Annotated in this window: 22 protein-coding genes, 3 tRNA genes and 1 pseudogene; 7 read left to right on the top strand and 19 right to left on the bottom strand. The window is 57.4% G+C overall.

The window, feature by feature from the left end:
- Positions 1–81: 81 nt before the first annotated feature.
- From CLG94_RS09505 to CLG94_RS09495, 3 genes are all read right to left on the bottom strand, one after another.
- A tRNA-Arg gene (locus tag CLG94_RS09505) sits at positions 82–158 on the bottom strand.
- Between the two features lie 231 nt (positions 159–389).
- Positions 390–860 (bottom strand): YaiI/YqxD family protein, encoded by a 471-nt coding sequence (locus tag CLG94_RS09500; protein ID WP_107562968.1) that lies wholly within the window; start codon positions 858–860, stop codon positions 390–392.
- Positions 857–1,069: a VF530 family protein gene (locus CLG94_RS09495; RefSeq protein WP_107562966.1), complete on the bottom strand. Its 213-nt coding sequence runs from the start codon at positions 1,067–1,069 to the stop codon at positions 857–859. Before CLG94_RS09495 ends, CLG94_RS09500 begins: the two co-directional genes overlap by 4 nt.
- 627 nt (positions 1,070–1,696) lie before the next feature.
- Between CLG94_RS09495 and CLG94_RS09490 the strand changes: the two genes are divergently transcribed.
- From CLG94_RS09490 to CLG94_RS09470, 5 genes are all read left to right on the top strand, one after another.
- Positions 1,697–2,275, top strand: coding sequence for a hypothetical protein (locus CLG94_RS09490; RefSeq protein ID WP_107562965.1), 579 nt, complete (start codon positions 1,697–1,699; stop codon positions 2,273–2,275).
- 151 nt (positions 2,276–2,426) lie between these two features.
- On the top strand, positions 2,427–3,464 hold the full coding sequence (locus CLG94_RS09485) for a hypothetical protein (RefSeq protein ID WP_107562963.1): 1,038 nt from the start codon (positions 2,427–2,429) through the stop codon (positions 3,462–3,464).
- A 77-nt stretch (positions 3,465–3,541) separates the two neighbouring features.
- Positions 3,542–4,072, top strand: a complete 531-nt coding sequence (locus CLG94_RS09480) for a nucleotidyl transferase AbiEii/AbiGii toxin family protein (RefSeq protein ID WP_107562962.1) — start codon at positions 3,542–3,544, stop codon at positions 4,070–4,072.
- Positions 4,073–4,217: 145 nt separating this feature from the next.
- Complete coding sequence (locus CLG94_RS09475; RefSeq protein ID WP_107562960.1) at positions 4,218–5,366, top strand: hypothetical protein; 1,149 nt, start codon at positions 4,218–4,220, stop codon at positions 5,364–5,366.
- 76 nt (positions 5,367–5,442) lie between these two features.
- Positions 5,443–6,045, top strand: a complete 603-nt coding sequence (locus CLG94_RS09470; RefSeq protein WP_239993195.1) for a plasmid pRiA4b ORF-3 family protein — start codon at positions 5,443–5,445, stop codon at positions 6,043–6,045.
- 255 nt (positions 6,046–6,300) lie between these two features.
- Here the strand turns inward: CLG94_RS09470 and CLG94_RS09465 are convergent, their stop codons facing one another.
- The 16 genes and pseudogenes from CLG94_RS09465 to CLG94_RS09400 form a co-directional block, all read right to left on the bottom strand.
- On the bottom strand, positions 6,301–6,822 hold the full coding sequence (locus CLG94_RS09465; RefSeq protein WP_107562959.1) for an adenine phosphoribosyltransferase: 522 nt from the start codon (positions 6,820–6,822) through the stop codon (positions 6,301–6,303).
- Between the two features lie 40 nt (positions 6,823–6,862).
- Positions 6,863–6,939, bottom strand: a tRNA-Pro gene (locus CLG94_RS09460).
- Between the two features lie 3 nt (positions 6,940–6,942).
- On the bottom strand, positions 6,943–7,584 hold the full coding sequence (locus CLG94_RS09455; RefSeq protein ID WP_107562957.1) for a protein-L-isoaspartate(D-aspartate) O-methyltransferase: 642 nt from the start codon (positions 7,582–7,584) through the stop codon (positions 6,943–6,945).
- A 181-nt stretch (positions 7,585–7,765) separates the two neighbouring features.
- Positions 7,766–8,497: pseudogene (surE, locus tag CLG94_RS09450) on the bottom strand (5'/3'-nucleotidase SurE); the annotation flags it as partial.
- A 69-nt stretch (positions 8,498–8,566) separates the two neighbouring features.
- Positions 8,567–8,643: transfer RNA gene (locus CLG94_RS09445), tRNA-Pro, on the bottom strand.
- Positions 8,644–8,662: 19 nt separating this feature from the next.
- A complete protein-coding gene (locus CLG94_RS09440; RefSeq protein WP_107562954.1) occupies positions 8,663–9,073 on the bottom strand; it encodes a MerR family transcriptional regulator in 411 nt (136 codons plus the stop codon).
- Between the two features lie 27 nt (positions 9,074–9,100).
- On the bottom strand, positions 9,101–9,382 hold the full coding sequence (locus CLG94_RS09435; protein ID WP_107562952.1) for an HU family DNA-binding protein: 282 nt from the start codon (positions 9,380–9,382) through the stop codon (positions 9,101–9,103).
- 285 nt (positions 9,383–9,667) lie between these two features.
- The gene (locus CLG94_RS09430; RefSeq protein WP_107562951.1) at positions 9,668–10,888 is read right to left on the bottom strand and encodes a hypothetical protein; all 1,221 of its coding nucleotides are present in this window, start codon (positions 10,886–10,888) and stop codon (positions 9,668–9,670) included.
- A gap of 189 nt (positions 10,889–11,077) precedes the next feature.
- Positions 11,078–12,736, bottom strand: coding sequence for a vitamin K epoxide reductase family protein (locus CLG94_RS09425; protein ID WP_161954120.1), 1,659 nt, complete (start codon positions 12,734–12,736; stop codon positions 11,078–11,080).
- On the bottom strand, positions 12,714–13,526 hold the full coding sequence (locus CLG94_RS09420) for a radical SAM protein (RefSeq protein ID WP_107562948.1): 813 nt from the start codon (positions 13,524–13,526) through the stop codon (positions 12,714–12,716). The genes CLG94_RS09425 and CLG94_RS09420 overlap by 23 nt, the downstream gene beginning before the upstream one ends.
- A gap of 2 nt (positions 13,527–13,528) precedes the next feature.
- Positions 13,529–14,071 (bottom strand): hypoxanthine phosphoribosyltransferase, encoded by a 543-nt coding sequence (gene hpt, locus CLG94_RS09415; RefSeq protein ID WP_018130016.1) that lies wholly within the window; start codon positions 14,069–14,071, stop codon positions 13,529–13,531.
- 167 nt (positions 14,072–14,238) lie between these two features.
- Positions 14,239–14,535: a hypothetical protein gene (locus tag CLG94_RS13045; RefSeq protein WP_133174691.1), complete on the bottom strand. Its 297-nt coding sequence runs from the start codon at positions 14,533–14,535 to the stop codon at positions 14,239–14,241.
- 119 nt (positions 14,536–14,654) lie between these two features.
- The gene (locus CLG94_RS09410; protein ID WP_107562946.1) at positions 14,655–15,197 is read right to left on the bottom strand and encodes a DNA-processing protein DprA; all 543 of its coding nucleotides are present in this window, start codon (positions 15,195–15,197) and stop codon (positions 14,655–14,657) included.
- Positions 15,198–15,203: 6 nt separating this feature from the next.
- Positions 15,204–16,334 carry a PDDEXK nuclease domain-containing protein gene (locus CLG94_RS09405; protein ID WP_107562944.1) on the bottom strand — a complete coding sequence of 377 codons (1,131 nt, stop codon included), beginning with the start codon at positions 16,332–16,334 and terminating at the stop codon, positions 15,204–15,206.
- Between the two features lie 3 nt (positions 16,335–16,337).
- The gene (locus CLG94_RS13790; protein ID WP_275666225.1) at positions 16,338–16,466 is read right to left on the bottom strand and encodes a hypothetical protein; all 129 of its coding nucleotides are present in this window, start codon (positions 16,464–16,466) and stop codon (positions 16,338–16,340) included.
- 10 nt (positions 16,467–16,476) lie between these two features.
- Complete coding sequence (locus tag CLG94_RS09400) at positions 16,477–16,737, bottom strand: hypothetical protein (RefSeq protein WP_107562942.1); 261 nt, start codon at positions 16,735–16,737, stop codon at positions 16,477–16,479.
- Positions 16,738–16,936: 199 nt separating this feature from the next.
- Between CLG94_RS09400 and CLG94_RS09395 the strand changes: the two genes are divergently transcribed.
- Both CLG94_RS09395 and CLG94_RS09390 read left to right on the top strand, forming a co-directional pair.
- Positions 16,937–17,143 (top strand): hypothetical protein, encoded by a 207-nt coding sequence (locus CLG94_RS09395; protein WP_107562941.1) that lies wholly within the window; start codon positions 16,937–16,939, stop codon positions 17,141–17,143.
- Positions 17,110–17,424 carry a type II toxin-antitoxin system RelE/ParE family toxin gene (locus tag CLG94_RS09390; RefSeq protein WP_107562939.1) on the top strand — a complete coding sequence of 105 codons (315 nt, stop codon included), beginning with the start codon at positions 17,110–17,112 and terminating at the stop codon, positions 17,422–17,424. The genes CLG94_RS09395 and CLG94_RS09390 overlap by 34 nt, the downstream gene beginning before the upstream one ends.
- Positions 17,425–17,675: the final 251 nt, after the last annotated feature.

Below are 17,675 nucleotides of genomic sequence, written 5' to 3'. Positions count from 1 at the left end.
CTAATGCGCTAACGATATTCTTTATACCAAGCCCCATCATTGTCATTATGTATTTTACCTCCCCAGTGAACCGGAGGGCGCTGGTGCGCCCGACAGGATTTGAACCTGCGACACAGGGTTTAGGAAACCCTTGCTCTATCCATCTGAGCTACGGGCGCCTGCCATATTATCTCTTTAGTAAGCTTCACTCTTGAAGATCACTCCTCAGGGCGTCGTAAAAACCATTCACAAGAAGCGGTACGACTCCCCTCCGGGCTCTTGAAGGTCGGGTCGTCTGAGGCGTGCCCGATTATAAGGGGTCGGAGGACTTGCGTCAAGGTGGTATTCATCGGGAGTGTCCACTTACCAAAGGGACGGGTTGAGCTAACCAGAATATTGATTGAAAACGTTCAGTTTGCATTGGGATTTGTCAGGGATCGCTTAATGTCTTGAATGACCTGATCGAGCGCTTGAAGAAACTTTGACCGGTCCTTATTCTGAAACGGGGCCGGCCCACCCGTAATCTCCCCCGCCCCGCGAAGAACATGCAGAAGGTCACGCGTCGCGAGAATGCTTCCGATGTTATCCTCATCAAAAAGGCGTCCGGCCGGCCCGATCACCCGAGCTCCTACCTTAATACAGCGGTGAGCGAGAGGGATGTCCCCCGTCACGACAACATCGTTCATCACAACATGCTCGACGATCCAGTCGTCTGCCGCATCGAACTGCCCCTCGACCACGACAAGCTTTGCGCCCCACTCTTCTGGAAGGCGCATCCAGAAATTGGATACGAACGTCACGCCGAGCCCATACCGTTTGGTCACGCGGATCACCTCCGCCTTAACCGGGCAGGCATCGGAGTCAACATAGACCTGGGTCACTCGGCCTCTCCGACCAGCGCAAGATACAAGCGTTCCACTTTGAGGCGAGCCCATGGAGTCTTCCGTAGAAACGTAAGACTCGACTTGATGCTCGGATCCGACATAAAACAACGGATGCGTATCCGCCGTCCTAATACTTCCCAACCGTAATGTTCAACGAGACGATCGAGGATAGCCTGGAGCGTTATGCCGTGTAGAGGATCACTCATTGGAATATGTTTTCAAAGCGTATAACGATAAGCCCTGCCGATAAGAACGGCCCTGAACGGTAATCGCATCCACAACAACCGAACGGGTGCTGTTGGAAATATTTCCGGATGAAGCGTCATATGCCTAAGATACTCTCTTCGATGGTGTAAATATTGGTGTGAATCGGTAGGGCAAAACAGAGGAAACATGGGGAATAGAGGGGAAAGCACAGGAACCACTAAACCCTCTGTGGTAGCACATCTACATCAGCAACTTAGCTATTACGAGCCATTCTTCTGTGGCGCAACACGGGTGGAGTATAACTCACAACAGCCGATCGACACAAGGCCCCGCGCAACTACGAATCAGGACCACTCCCCTGCTCCACTTCATAAATCTCAACGCGTCCGCCCATCGCCGCCGTCCGTTGCAACCTGGAGAGCGCGATGCCATTTTTTTCTTGACGTAGTAGTTATATGTATAATACTAAAGAGTAAGTAGGTCCGTCGGCCTTTGCCGACTACAATCGGTGCCGTGCGGACTTGACAAGTTCCTGAAAAGACAGGAGAATCGCCGCAGTCGTCAAACGTTTCGGACCGTGATATGCCGGTCAGTATACTCAATGGTTAGCGACATCAGGAGGCAGCGTGGAACTCGTTGATCAGGCGCTCGCCGCCTCGGGCTGTGTCATCAGCGTCATGGGCGACCACGCGGGCGAAGGAGTCGACGCTATCTTCAAGCGGAAGATGGCCGACGTTGACGCCGTGGGGCGCACGTTCTGGGTCGCCAGATCAGCGAAGGCTCGCCCGGGCCTGGTCCAGGAGCTGTGCGCAGGCGAGCGCGGGTACGTGATCTTCGTGGAACCAGCTACCACAGGAGGAGCAAGGCCAACGACTGCCTCTGATTCGGCGTCGGAGTACTCTGGCGATCGTGCGAGGTGGCTGCCGTTACCCCAGGGCATGGGCCCCGTTACAGGCAAGATGGACGACGCGACGACGGCCTTCGTGTTCGACCAACTGACTACGGATACGAGCCGGGTGCTCGACCTATGGCAGTACGCTGATGGTTCAGATATGGGCAGCCCGGTGAGGTTCGTTCTCGGCTGCTCGACCGTGTGCGCTGTGCGGGAAGACATGAGTGCGCATCCTCAGCGGATGAAGTCGAGGTACCGGACCATCGTGGCCGTGGCGCGGCTGGTCGAACCGTACTGCGCATGGCTACGATAAGTCGCTAACAAAGGTATCCAGCCGACAGTTCGCCCGTGTGAGATGGTCTCGGCAGGCGAGTCGGCTGGGGCGAACTGCAGCTGATACCTAACACGTTAGGCGTCGCCGGGAAGCATGCGAGACAGCAGCGGTCGCTCCAAAGGAGGAACAGATGGCTGACCTTTCTCCAGTCGTTGATATCACCTCCCTCAACGCCGTTGAGTCGCTATTCCGCGGTGGAACGCGTGATCCATGGGGCCCGCGACTCGCCGGAAGATTGGCGGATTTCTTCGTCTACAGCGACGTCGCCCGGCTCACGATGCCAGTCTGGGCAAGAGTCGTTTCACCGGACTACCCTGCCCTACCGCCCATCCTTGCGCAGTTCCGGTCCCGTGATAGCCAGCTGTTCGCTCCTCTGATCTACCAAATCGAGGAGAGAAGGACGCTCCACCCGGAGTATTTGGGTGAGGCCTTCCGAGGCTTTGCTCGATGGGCGCGCAATAGCAAGGACGCGCTCCGACGATGGCTTCAGCTCCACGCCGAACCATGGATACGGGATGGTCACTTGGCCCGTATCAGGCCCAGGTATGTCTTTGACGTTGAACGTCTTCACGAGGATCCGCTTCTGGAGGAGCTGGCCGCGGTTGTCGGAATGTCGGTAGACGACATCCTCTACGCCTTCGATGTCGTTCTCCGGTACCCGCTGTACGGTGAACTCGTTGGTACTGATTCGTATTTTCTGGCTCACCCGATTCGTGAACTCCAGGCCCTTCCCACAATGAGCAAGGAGACCGGGCCTGCTCCGAACATCGCGCTTTCGCTCGCTGACGCCGTTGCGGGCATGGCTCCATCAATGACCCTCGAAGCGTACGCCACCTTCTTGCATGAGGCGCGAGGAGTGATCCGAGATCGAAATATCCATGAACTCAAGGCGGGCTCCCTGGATCGCGAAGCGACGCGAGAGGTCGCGGCTCTCTTAGGCCTACCCGCGCGTCTCAGCGCTGCAGGTAAAATCATGGGCGTCACGGCAGGTTTGATTGGCCTCGCGGGCGCCGCGCCTGCTCTTGCGCCAGCGGCCGCTATTGGGGGTAGCCTCGTGTCCGTGGCCTCGGCTCTGTGGACGGGAACCGTTGGTCGCCGTCCATCGCGCTCAAGCTGGCTACGCTGGGCACTCGAATGGGACGTGGAGAGGCAGGCGAGCGACGCCTAATAAGCGGTTGCAGCGGCCGGCGCTAGGCGCCGCCGCTGAACCGGAGCGTTTGCTGGAAAAAGGAAAGAGGGGGAAAGATGACTGCAAAGGAATTCCTGAATTCTCTGGCAAAGGGGAAAACGGATATCCTGCAACAGCTTCTCGGCATTCTCACTGAAACAGGTTCTCACTATTGTCTGATTGGTGGGCTCGCCGTAAACGCCTACGTTGAGCCTGTCGTCAGCCTAGATGTCGATATTGTGGTTGCAGTCGATAGTATTCAAGCAGTAGCCAACACCGCAAGATCGAAGAAAATGAAAGTAGAGGAGTTTCCTTATAGCATCAATCTCAGCGGCTCGGATTCAGATCTTCGGATTCAGGTACAGACTGACCCTCGATATCAGAGTTTTATCGCTAGCGCCACGATGCAAGAGGTTCTAGGATACGAAATAAAGGTTGCATCGTTAGAAAATGTGCTGCAAGGCAAGTTGTGGGCATTCATGGATGAAGCACGACGGAGGAGCAAGAGACAAAAGGATCTTGCCGACATTTCAAGAATAATTGAAACCTATCCAGAATTAACCGCCCTGCTCCCTCAAAGGGTAAAGGATCAGTTACAGGACAAATAGAACAGCGAACCAGGCAATGCAGCCGACCGGCTGCTCCGGCGGCTGATCGCGGCGTTAGGCGGCAGTGAACCAGCCCAGCTCGATTAGCCGGCAGCAAGCCGAAGTTCAGGTGAAGAATTCTTCGACAAAACCAAGGAGGACATTTGTGCGCAACTTAGGACGAAAAGTCAGGGATGAAACAAAGCTGAGCGATGCAATGCAGCTTGTATCGGCAGCCTTGGTCATAATGTTGGCAGTCATGACGACAGCAATTCATACAGCCTACGCCTTCGCACCTGCTGGCGCAAAGGCCACGCTCAGCGTCGATTACGTCTACGAGTCGGTCGGCAAGAAGCAGGACATAAACGACCTGCGCGAATGGCGCTCCAAGCGCAGCGTGAGCCTGGTGGCCGATCTGGCGAGCCAGTCACCGACCCCGCTGCCCACGATGCAGGCGCTCGATGCGGCGCAAACCGCCGAGCTCGACAAACAGGCCGGCCAGATGGGAAAGATGGTCACCGAGATGGCGCCTATGACGGCCGACATCGGGAAGATCATGGCTAAGTGCGGCGGCGTCGAGAATCTCGACGAGAAGTGTATGGAGCGCGAGATCAAGAACATGGGCACGGCACTGGCGGGCACGAAGAAGGGGGACGCCATGATCAAAACCGGCAAGGAAACCGCGCAGGCGGTCCAGCCCGGCGCATCACGCTACCAGGTCCGGTATGCCACCGCGCAAAAGGGCAGCTACGCGATCGATGAGACGGCGCATTCGGTACTCGCCGACCCAATTTGCCAGCCTACGCTGCGTTGCACGCGCAACCAGGCGCACAAGGGCTCGGGCACCGTACCGCCTCGATCCGCCACGGCAAGAGACGTCGGTTTGTTCTACGCGGTCGAGGTGGATACAGCAAAGAACACGCTGACCGTCGCCCTGCCCGTGCCGCTGTTGCCACTGCCCTATACCGAGACCATCACCACCAACGAGCCCGACGGTGCCCGCGACACGCCCACACCCAAGGGGCCCCAGCCCAAGCAACTGGTGTTTCGCACCAGCGCCGACGGAAACAACAAACCGTTCACCGTGGCACTCAAGGGCGGCTGTCGCAGCCAGGCCGGTGAACAGGTGGTGGTGTTGAAGGGCGAATTCGGCGATGCCGGGATAGCTCACCGTACGCTGGCGCTTCAACGTGCAGTGACCGCCGTGCACCGCGCCAGGAAGCACAAAATCAAAGGGGCCAGAATCAAAGGCACAATCAATGGAGCCAGGGTCGAAAGCGCAGGGTTGGGCCTTTCAATCACGTTTTTCGCCTAACCCTGCATTCGAGCGGGACGTGCCGCGGGCGGCGCGTCCCTCAATTTGGACGTTAGCCAGCGGCAGAGGAGAGCTAGTGGACCTGAGACGTGATGCGATGCAGTTCAAGGTGACGCTCCGGGACGTCGAGCCGCTCGTGTGGCGCCGCATTGAGGTTCCGGCGAGGTACAGCTTCTGGGATCTCCACGTCGCGATTCAGGATGCTATGGGCTGGCTTGACTACCACCTGCACATGTTTCGCGTCCGCAACGTCGGTGGCGAGATCGAGGAGATCGGCATCCCTAACGAGGACACGTTCGAGGGCGAGCCGGTCTGCCACCCAGGCTGGGAGCTTGCAGTCGCGGCCTACTTCACGCGGGTCGGCACTCGTGCGGAATACGAGTACGATTTCGGCGATGGCTGGGTCCACGATGTACTCTTGGAGTCGATAGCCCCGCGCCGAGCGAGGACGAGGTACCCCCGGTGCATCGCAGGCGCACGCCGCTGTCCGCCGGAAGACTGCGGTGGCCCGCATGGATACGCCGAGTTGTTGGCGACGATCGCCGACCCAACGCATGAGGAATACGAGAGCACGGTGGAGTGGCTCGGTGGAGTGATCGACCCACAAGCCTTCGACCCCTCGGCGGTCCGCTTCGATAATCCAGCGCAGCGCTGGAAGATCACGTTCGCAGGCGGCTAAGCTCTGATCGACCGCTGTCTAACTCGGGGTAAAAAAATAGCTTGCCTTACCCCACTTTTTAGCAAAGGGGGCAAGGGGGAAGTTGCTGGAGATGTTGTGCGAGAGTGCAATCTATTTTATGCTCTGAGTAATAAGTAGTACAACGCAGCGTGTTTGAGGGGTTGCAAACGAGGACGGTGCTTGTTTAGGCGGCCCTTGCTCGATCTATATGAGCTACGGGCACCCGGATGTGCAGCACGCAGGCGAGACCACTGATCAGAATTGGAGCAAGGAGAAGACTTCCCGATCCTTGAACCGTGCCCTCCCCTGCAAGGACAACAGCTCGACCAGGAAAGCCACGCCGACTACATCGCCGCCGAGGCGAGTAATAAGGTCGATTGCAGCGGTCATAGTGCCGCCAGTGGCGAGCAGGTCATCCGCCATCAGGATCCGCTGGCTTGGCAATATGGCATCCTGGTGGATCTCAAGGGTGTCCACCCCGTACTCTAAGGCATATGTCGTGCGGTGCGTCTTATACGGCAGCTTCCCAGGCTTTCGGATCAAGGTCGTTCCAGCATGAAGTCTATAGGCCAATGCAGCGGCAATAATGAAACCCCTCGCCTCTACACCAACTACAAGGTCGATATGTCTGTCATGAAAATGCTCAGCAATCTGGTCAATGGCCAGATGGAAGGCCTTACCGTCTGCCAGCAATGGGGTAATGTCTTTGAAGATGATCCCCTCTTTCGGGAAATCTGGAATGTCTCGGATTTTATGTTTTAGCGTTTCAGTCGACATCCGTGCTGTTCCTCACGATCCACCGAATGCGGGAAGAAGTTGGTCGGGGCGACTGGATTTGAACCAGCGGCCCCTTGCTCCCGAAGCAAGTGCGCTACCAGGCTGCGCTACGCCCCGACATCAACTGTCCCACCCTTGCTGGCCTATCAGTTTTACAAATGCACAATCTCCAAGGTCAGCCCACTGTATACTCGTCCCGCTCCTGGTGCCTTTTTTGAGAACTTGGTTCCGTAACTGACCGACTGGCACCACGAGGCGCCCATTCTCAGCGAGCTGCTCGATAAGAGACGTAGGGATTTCTGGGGCACCCGCGCTCACGACGATTGCGTCAAAGGGCGCCTTCTCCTTCCAACCGACAGAACCATCCGCAATCCTAATCCACACATCGTCATACCCGAATGACTCAAGGCGGCGCCTCGCGCGTATCGCGAGCGTTCGATTCCGCTCCATAGAATACACCTTCGCGCCCAATTCTACCAGGATGGCTGTCTGATATCCAGACCCTGTCCCTATCTCCAGTACCCGCTGATCTTCTTCCAGCTCAAGCGCCTGCGTCATGAGTGCCACCGTAAACGGTTGGGAGATCGTTTGCTTCTCACCAATCGGTAGGGGATAATTGCCGTAGGCGCGCCCCCAGAACGCTTCTTCCACAAACAGATGCCTGTGGACCTTGGCCATTGCCTCCAGCACCCTGTGGTGCGTAATCCCACGTCCCACCAGTTGCTCGGCCACCATCCGCTGCCGGGCAACAAGGTAATCCATTATCGAATCGGAAACCTGTTCTTCACCCGAATTGACAGTCGCTTCACGCTGTTACGTGGCGGCGACCCGCTGTGGAGGGGGCGTGGGTAGTTCGACGCACAGCCGCGCCTGCTTTCCGCTTGGAGCCGAGATCAGACCGCTGATGTTTGTCTGCTTTTTCATGTGTGTTCCAGTGAAACTTCCACCTTTGAAGATCTTCGACAGCGCTAGGGTTGGTCAGATCTATGTGAAGCGGCGTGATCGAGATCGATCCTGCCGTCACCGCAGCATAATCGCTTTTTTCTGATGACTCCCACGTAGGCCCCTTCCCTCCGATCCAGTAATAGGCCTTCCCACGAGGGTCCACCTTTCTCACAATGATGTCGCCATAGCGTCGCCTTCCCTGCTGCGTGATCGCGACACCTTTAATCTCTGAGGGGCGCAAATTCGGGACATTCACGTTCAGCATGGTATCCCGCGGCAGACCATGTTTCGCAATCAGCTCAGCCACCACAACGGCAACCTGTCCTGCTGCCGTGAAATTGACTCGTCGCTCAGCCACAACAGAAACAGCAAACGCCGGATACCCCAGCAACGTCGCCTCGAAGGCGGCTGACACCGTCCCGGAGTAGGTGACATCATCGCCCATGTTCCCACCAAGGTTGATGCCTGACGCAACCAGGTCGAACTTTCGTTTGATCATACCCATGAGAGCCAGGGCGACACAATCGGTAGGCGTGCCGTCGACGGCGAACCATGTTGGCGCAACCTTGGTCACCCGAAGTGGTCGATTGAGCGTGAGAGCGTGGGCGGATGCACTCTGTTCACGATCAGGCGCCACCACCCACACCTCACCGAGGCTGGACAGAGCGTCCGCAAGCGTACGAAGCCCGCGCGCGTGAATGCCATCATCATTGGAGACCAGAATATTCATTCGTAACCTGTAACTCTCAGGTGTTTAGGCTGAAGGCTGAAGGCTGTTAGTCGCTGCGCTATGTATTGATGGTCGGGGCGACTGGATTTGAACCAGCGGCCCCTGGCCCCCCAGACCAGTGCGCTACCAGACTGCGCCACGCCCCGATGATTCCAGTCCTTCACGTTAGGGGGAATGTCTGTGCAATAACGAGGAGATATTCTTCAGCTCTTCCCTTACCTGGCGCACAGAGTCCAATAGGGTTGGCTGAGACAGCCCATGCTCTGCTGATAAATGGCGCCTGGCGCCCGCAATAGTGAATCGCTTCTGGTACAGTAGCTCCTTGATCTGAAGCACAACCGCGACGTCATTACGCCTATACAGTCGTTGTCCTCTTGGACTTTTGGTTGGCCGCAGCGCTGTAAACTGCGTCTCCCAGTAGCGGAGGATATAGGATTGAAGGCCTGTCAGCTCAGCGACCTCTCCGATCTTAAAAAACAACTTCTCGGGGATCTGGAAGCCGCCATCAAGACCTGGAAGAAGTCTTTGTGAAGATCGCGGCCTCGCTCTGGCCAACCTCGTCCGTGCACCAAGCACAGCCTTCCCTCTTCCGCTACTTAGCAGCTACCCACCGATATCGTTTACGGCCTGATGCAAGGCCTTTCCAGGCTTGAACTTCAGCACCTTACGAGCCGAGATCGTAATCGGTTCTCCGGTCTGCGGGTTCCGGCCTTTCCTCGCCCGCTTGGCCCTGACCTGAAAAGAGCCAAACCCGACTAGCTGGATCTTCTCCTCTTTCATGAGAGCGTCCTTCAGAATGCTGAGGGTGGCCTCCACTGCTTCCATCGCCTGCTTCTTGGGGAGGCCTTTTTCAGCGACGATTGAAGCGATGTCAGCTTTAGTCATCGTTTCCCTTCCCTCTTAGTAAACGCATCTGCCCTTCCAAGGTTCCGCAGTCCATGCACCACCCCTCGCTTTAGATCAGAGCGCCTCCTCAGCCCCTGTCCCGTATTGATGACATGATAGATAGCGGGCGGAAGGTTGTCAAATCCTTTTTCCAGAGACACCACACCGTTGAGGTAGATAGGCTGAAGGCTGAAGGCTGTTAGGGGTAAAGCGATGACGTCGCAATGCGTCGAAGCGTGTGGGCGTCCTGCTCAATGATGAGCCCTCTCGTAGAAAACCACGTTTCTACGAGCTACCGGAAAGGATACGGAATGGGTCGTTTGCGGCCGGAGGAACAGAGGCGCGATACGCATAGCTCAGGGTCCGCGCCATCACTGCCACGTAGATCAGGCCCCCCAGCGCGATCACCAGAGCACCAAGCTGAGCGACCGCCACATGAGCCGCGATCAGACCACCGGCAGCCGTCAGGACACCTGCATTCAGTAAGATAAAGACGACCGGCCGGCAACTAAGCAAGGATAGTTCAGCGAGCGCCAGCTTTGGCCACCCTCTGCGCTCACGTACGCCGACAACGAATCCCGGAAAGAGCTTGTAAGACATCCCAATAATGAGATTCGTCACCCAGCCGAGCAGTCCCAGGACCCCATACGCTCCCGCCACTCTATTACCAATGGCGCTGCCTGGATCAATCCATAGCAGCGAGAACCCGAGTCCGATGGAGAGCAGTAAACACACGACACCGGCCAGCGCGTGCCGCATCGTCCAATCGATCGATATCCGTCGGTTGCGCACAAGTGACTGAAGGACACCCACATATGCAAGCATAGCCAACATGATGATGCCGCTCCAGATGGACGCACCGCCACCAATCCATCCCAGAAGCGAGAGGCCCAGGCCGGTCACACCGACGGCAAGACTGTAGAGTTGCCATATCGCCACACGCGGAAGCGTCAGTTCCGACAACAGAAACGCTGGAGCCATCCGATAGGAGACGGAACAAATGGTGAGACTCACCCATCCGAGCGCGGCGAGATGCGCATGGCTGGCTAAGTTAGTGAGCACGCTGCCAGAGAGGAATCCGTAGGACTTATCCAATGCGAGGACCAGCCCAAGAGAAGCGGCAGTCAGCAGAAACATCACCGACATGCACATTCCGGTTTCGGATACACCCTGGTGCCAAGCAGGGCCAACGCAGTACAGCATGTTTACGGCAAAAAACGCCGCGCTGAGCACAATCACAGCCGCAGACATCCAGGTGGGTTCCCACACTCCAATGAGCATATGCGTAATCAGGCCTGTCGCACCGATTTCGAAAAGCCAGAACTGCCAGCGCGCCAATCTTGGAAATCGTAATGGCCGCTTCGTCATAACTGGAACAACGCGGTACATGACCCCCATAATCGCAGAACTGATCCATCCCAGCGTAAAGGTGTGGGTAAGGGCTAAGATTCGCGGCTGGTAGAAAAAGTCTACCAGATCACCCACAACAAACGGTACCGCGGCCATACCCATTCCAAAGAGAGCAACGGCACAAGTGAAGAAGTGTATCGGAAGTCGCGCAGTTTTAATGACATCGCGAGACGGGGCCGTCCCTCCCGTGACTTCACTACCCGTTATCGGCGCCACGTTCGCCTTATTTTTCGGATCGAGATTGATCTGCAACCTTTTTACCCCTAAAGGCCTTCAGCCTTCAGCCTATCTACCTGAGTAGTTGCCGGCATCTCCCAACGAGACCGACTGTCTTCCCATCGTACCAGATAACGCCATGTTGCCAAGGAAGAGCAGCACGGCCACAACATTGAGCAGTCCGCCTCCCAGTCTTCCCGGCCACCACGCTGCCAAATCCCCTACCACTCGCAGCACGAGCGAAAGATGGAGTAAGACAAGATGACTATAGAAGGCTGGGCGAAAAGGCAAAGAAATTCCCAGCACAGACGGGAAAATGATCGGGGCGTGCCCGATAATCATAGAGAACGCGAAGCCCACGAACATGGCGTGCAACGCAGCATCGTAGCCGTCTTGCACGCCATGTTCGTGGACGTGCAGAGCTGCAGCGTGGTGTACTCCGGTCGCTACTCCGCCTAAACTTAACATGAGCAGCCCAGCCACTGCCAACCATACGTAACCTACAAGCAGGCTCAGAGCGACAAATCGGTGCAGCCCTGTCTTCTGCACCGAGTGTCGCGCCATATCGTGGCGCAGCAACCAGATACTCATGGCAATAAGGCCCAGTCCGCTCATGCGCGACCCGCCATCGAACGCTACCACGGCGAGAAGGAGCCCGGCCACAAAAAAACCAATGGCAGCCAGAAACGATAGTCGGTGTCTTCGAGCGAGAGGGAGAAAACGGCTCAACTCCAGCCGCTCCCCGGCAATAGTGAGGATCAGGAAAGCGGCCCACCAGCTTACAACGCGGAAAATCGGCCATCCGACAAGCCAAAGGGTATTGCCTACCAGCCACGCGAGCGCCCCAAGCCCCATGGTAACCGTAAACAGGGCCGGTTGGCCCCGAATGAGCTGGACAAAAGTGATGACCAGTATAAGGCTGCCAAGGGTCATCAATATCGGGCCGGCCACACCGGGTACACCTGCAATCAGAAGAAGGGCGCCTATGCCAGTACACAGAGGCCCGATAGAGGGCCACCACCTCCCCATGGCCACGGTTCGTTCCAACCCGATGAGCGTACCCAGGAATCCAGAAATCATCAGAGGGCCGTGTACAGGGGGCAAGGTTGACGGCACGCTCGACCAGTCCCATCCCAAACGGAAGAGGCCTCCCAGCATTGCGGCGAGCAGGGCGATCATTCCTAGCGCCATTAGCGGAAACCTGAAGGATTGTGGCAATGCCCCCGATGGGACTTGCGTCACTCGTGGTGGGCTGGCCAGTTCCGATCGTTGAGGATCTCGCTTCACGAGAAAAGCACTCAAGCTCATGGCAAGGATCGACAACATAGTAAAGGCTGAGAGGACGCACCAGAAACATATCGATCCGATGACAGCGACCTGCAAATAGACCAGCCACGCCGACACAGCTACGCCGATTCCGGCAATCGCGAGCATCACCCCCAGCACGCGACGGCTGTCGAGCGCTACAGCCATCACCGAGAGCGCAAGTAGCGCCAGATAGGCTGCGATACCGAAGGCGGCGAGGGGGACGCCCCTGATCTCAGAATATTCTCCTTGATTGACAACATCGCATCCCGCCGTAGGGCAGAAGGCCGAGGTCGTCGTGCGATGCAGCCAGAGCAGGTAGCCCGAGTCGGCCATGCCGAGCAGGGCGAGCACAGGGAGCATCAGCCACCACCGCCGAGCCCGGCGGCCGGCGACAGCCTCAGTAGACTTCGATTGCGACATGGGCGCGCCGTCGTGCATACCTGGCAATTGAATCGAGCACTACCCTGGAGACCGGCGTCAAGCCGGAGTCGGCCGGTACCCGGTCGAGGGTGTAGACCTGGACCCCAAGCGGCCGGATCGCAGCGACCCGGTCGGCCCACTCGCGTATTGCCACCGGGGCCGTGTTGGCTACCCTGCCCCACACGAACATCGCTTGCAGTAGCACGCCGTCGAGCTGTGCTAACCCTTGGAGCATCTGGGCGAAGTCACACCCTTTGGCCGGCAGATTGATCCGGCGCATGAGCGCCTCGCTCCCGGCATCCAACTTCATCAACTTCAGGTCCACGCACTCAAGTGCTGCGCGGATCTCTGGCCGATACACGGTTGAACTGTTGGACAGAATAGCCAGCTTGGCGTGTGGAACAAAGCGATCCCGAAGGACCGACGCGGCCTTGACAATCGCCATGAGCTCCGGATGGAGCGTCGGCTCGCCATTACCGGAGAAGGTGATGGCGTCGATGGGGATGCTCTCTCGGCACACTTGCTGAAGCCTGGCCTCTAAGGCATCGGCAACCTTCTCGCCCGCAGGAAAGTCCGCGATCAGCTCGCCCACCTCCAGGATCGGACGCGCTGTCCAGCCGCACTGGCAGTAGCGGCAGTTGAAGGAACAAAGCTTCTCGCCGGCGCCAAGCAGATTGACGCCCAGCGAGCGGCCCAGTCGCCGAGACAGCAGAGGACCATAGACCAGATCCTCCTTCACCAGCAGACGACGGCGGACATCATGCTTCTTCCCCGCCTCTTTACGACTCACGCCTACCCCTGCTCCCCTTCCCGCTCTACCAGGGCCACATACGGAAGCGCTCGCCCCTCCCCGGACGCGTCCATGCCGTAGCCAATAATCCAGGCATTGGGAACCTCAAAGCCGATATAGTCCGCGCTGATCGCGATCTCCCGTCGGCTCGGCTTGTCCAGGAGGACGCACGTTCGCAGCCATCTTGGCCCCTTGGCGGCAAGGTGATCTCGGACCATGCTGAGGGTTCGCCCGGAATCCAGGATATCATCGACTAGGAGCACAGCCCGCCCCCTGAGATCCAATGCACTGTCCTTGTGGATCTGTACCAGCCCACTGGATGATACCAACGGCCCGTAGTGTGAGACGGCCATCAGGTCTACATGGGGGTCGATCCCCAGGCGCCCCAGCGCTCGCATCAGGTCGGCGAGAAAGATGAACGCGCCGGTGAGCAGGCCGATCAGGACCGGCGTCGGCTCCGGAAGATCCTGGGCGATCGCGCGCGCCATTTCCTGCACCCGTATCGCAATAGCCTGCTCTTCGAAGAGGACCCGATGTGTCAGCACCCTTCCCCCCGCACGATGACCCAGTAGACGATACTCACCATGGTCAATCTCTAACCAGTATCACACCACACGCGACCACAATCAAGCCTGAACGATAAGCTGTGGGACGGCGCGCCGCATCGCGGCGCGCCGTCCCACACAAGCGACTTGTTATGAGTCTGATGCATCTACATGCCCGAAATCATTTCATATGCAAGAAACAGAGCTATTAGAAGCCAACTACAAACAAAGTAAACTATTACTATTCCGGCGATATACTTGGCCGAGATATTTGCCCAAGGCCAACCAAAAACAAAACCAACGCCAGTGACTACACCTGCAATTGAAACAATACTAAAACAAACCAACTGCACATAATATGTGGTTAATGATTCGACAGTTGAAATAGCTGCCATAACAAACAATAGAGGGCTAAGCAAAACCCAGGTTGCGCCCCGACGGTAATTCTTCGCCTTTGTAGCCATTCAACAATACTCATAACGGCTCGCGATCACCAGTGGACGCGTTGCGTCAAGGTCAGCGGCCGTCGGGTGCAGCATGGTGTTAGACGCCTGCCCGCACAGTTCCAAGTGTGTGGCGTTGCTCACACGAGTAGTACTCCCCATTGTGCGAGCATTTTGCTGATGAGCGCCGTCTGGCCACCCGCGGCCACGTGCGCGACGTACGCTTCGTCCGCCAAGGCCGCGACGGTCTCGTTGCGGCGGAGCGCAGACTCCTTGGTGACGCGCCTCGGCTGCTTGGCGAACGGAGAAAGGTACAGTACCCGTCCTGCATCGAAAGCCGTGCGCAATTCGATCGGGATGCGCATGGCCTCGATGGCGCGCGCCGGGCAGATGATGATGGGCTGTGGACCGCGCAGAAGAATACGCAGACACTCCTTCTCGACCGGCGAATGAAAGCCGCTGATCACACAGCGCCCTGCATCGCGCCACTTGGCGGCCTGGTCGTAGGTCGTGAGGATGACGTGGCCAGGGCAACGCACGGAGCTGAACAGTCCGATCTTGGGCAACGCGAGCAGGTCGAGGTTGCCGAGGGCGGCCAGTTGCGCGGGCGCGTCATCGCCCATGCGCTCGCGCAAATTCGGCGGGTAGCGAGCGTCATCGAGACTGAGCGTGAGGACGGCCATGGGATATCAGACTTGCTCCTCTCCCCACTCCAGCAGCTTGCGCTTCAGCTCCTCCTTGGAGGGCAGGTAGAGCTTGTATTCCCTGGCTTGGATATTGGCATCCGGCGGCAACGTGACCTCGACAATGGCATCCTTTTTTCGCTTGCACAGCAGAATGCCGATAGTGGGGTTCTCCTCTGGCAGCTTCACCTTCCGGTCGTAGTGGTTCACATACATCTGCATCTGGCCCAGGTCCTGATGCGTGAGTTTGTCGAGCTTGAGGTCGATCAGGACGTAGCAGCGCAGCAGGCGGTTGTAGAAAACGAGGTCCACATAAAAGTGGTCTTCATCGAAAGTGAAACGCTTCTGCCGCGCCTCGAAAAGAAAGCCCTTGCCCAGCTCCAGCAGAAAATGTTCGAGCCGGTTGATGATGGCGGTTTCCAGGTCGTTCTCGGAGTATTTCGTCTTCTCGTCCAACCCGAGAAATTCCAGGACGTAGGGTTCCTTCAGCATGTCCTCCGGTCGCGTGACGATCTGCCCTTCATGCGCAAGTTTGCGCACGGCTGTCTTGCCGCGGCTCAATGCCAGACGCTCATAAAGGCAGGCGGCCACCTGGCGCTTCAGTTCGGGGATGGACCAGCCTTCCGACGCTGCCTCAATCTCGTAGAAACTGCGTTCGTCCGGGTCTTTGACGGTGAGGAGCAGGACATAGTGCGTCCAACTGAGCGTGAAAGGAGGTTTTTGCGTAGGCTTCGCGATCTCAACTGGACTGAATTCAACAGCATCCGGCTGTTGAATTATTGTGGCGATCAATTTAACAGCAGCCTGCTGTTGAATTCGATATTTGTACTCGATGAAGAATTTCCGCATGAGCTGAAGGTTGCTCACTGAGAATCCCTGGCCGCACTCCGCGGTCAGGCGTTCGGAAAGCGCCTTGAGCAGTTCCTGCCCATACCCGGCCCGCTTCTCCCCCTTCTGCTCGTGCTCCACGATGCGGCGGCCGATCTCATAGTTGGTCCGCACCTGAAGAGTGTTGACCGTAGAAGCGGCCACGCGGCGGGCGGACTGGATGAGGCTGCGAACCTCTGCGACGAGCGAGCCGAGGGCGCGGGGAACGGGGGCGCGCTTCGTGACGGCGGTTTTCTTTTTCGTGGGCATGGCTCAGTCCTCCGCCTCGGTTTCGGTGTCGCGGCCCAGGCGGTATTTGATGTCGTAGTTCAGGATGAAATCCAACTCCTCCGCCGTGAACCCGTAGTGCCCCGCCAGCACCGTGTCGATTTCGTCGAACACGGGTTTGGGTTTATGCGGAGACGACTTCCACGCGAGGCGCGAAACCGAGCTTGCCTAGCAACTCCTCGCAATCTTCCCAAGCGAGGCCGAAGGTGCGCACATCTGCCACGCCGAGACGGGCGATGACGGACGAAATTGTCGTGGCATCGCGTTCGGCAAACTCGCCATCCATCATGGCGTTCTCAGCCCAATCCACCAACTGCGGCAGCGTAACCTCGTGGTGAAGATACGCGACAATCTGGTCGGCAACAGTTTGTTTCGTAATCATCATGGCGACATCCTATCCTTTCTGATGGCCTTTATCCACGGGGATTTCTCTTGCGTCTCGACCCGCCTGCCCGCATCGTCGTAAATCTATAAACGAAGTATTCTTCCCAAAGGATTGATCACCGTGGCAATGTGTGCGATTCTACTTGTGCGGGCAAGCCCAAGATTTGTAGAGGTCCAATCACCCAAGGGAGGTGTGCAACATGACTCACGTCAGAGACCAAGTAATTGAACTCATAAAAACCCTGCCCGAGGATTCAACTCTTGAAGATATCCACTATCACCTCTATGTCCGAGAGAAGGTGGAGCATGGACTCAAGGCTATTGACGAAGGCCGCCTGGTTTCACAGGTGGAGGCCGAAAACAGGGTTCAGGAATGGCTGAAGTCATCTGGACCGAACCGGCACTAAAGGACCTTCACGACCTTATCGAGTATATCGCCCGTGACTCGGCAGTATACGCCGAGCGGTTCGGCATCCGTGTTGTCCGCGCGCCTCGAAGGCTTGAGCACGCTCCTCTGAGCGGCCGGATGGTTCCGGAATTTAACGATGAGACAATCCGAGAACTCATTTACGGTTCCTATCGCATCATCTACAAAGTAAAAGAACAAGTCTGCTTCATTGTCGCCATCATCCACGGCAGCAGGGTCATTCTTGAACACCTGACACCCGGCGAGTGGGAAGTTGAATAAAACAACACTACACCAGATTAAGCTTCGCGGGCGGACCAGAATTCTCCGCCGGATTGGTTGACGCGTTTGATACGCTCGAACGTGTTGTTGGCGGCGGCAATGGGTAGTTGTTTGCTCCTGGGTTTCCTTTCCTATTATTCCTCGGTTTCCGAGGTGCGGCCGAGGCGGTATTTGATGTCGTAGTTCCAGGGCCGGCGCGCTCGGCGATCGCGCCCTACCGTGGTCAATGACGGGGTAGGGCGGTTTCGCCG

The organism is Candidatus Methylomirabilis limnetica (assembly GCF_003044035.1).
Taxonomy (GTDB): domain Bacteria; phylum Methylomirabilota; class Methylomirabilia; order Methylomirabilales; family Methylomirabilaceae; genus Methylomirabilis; species Methylomirabilis limnetica.
The sequence above is the reverse complement of the archived record's forward strand: the minus strand, read 5'-3'. Positions and strand labels throughout refer to the sequence as shown.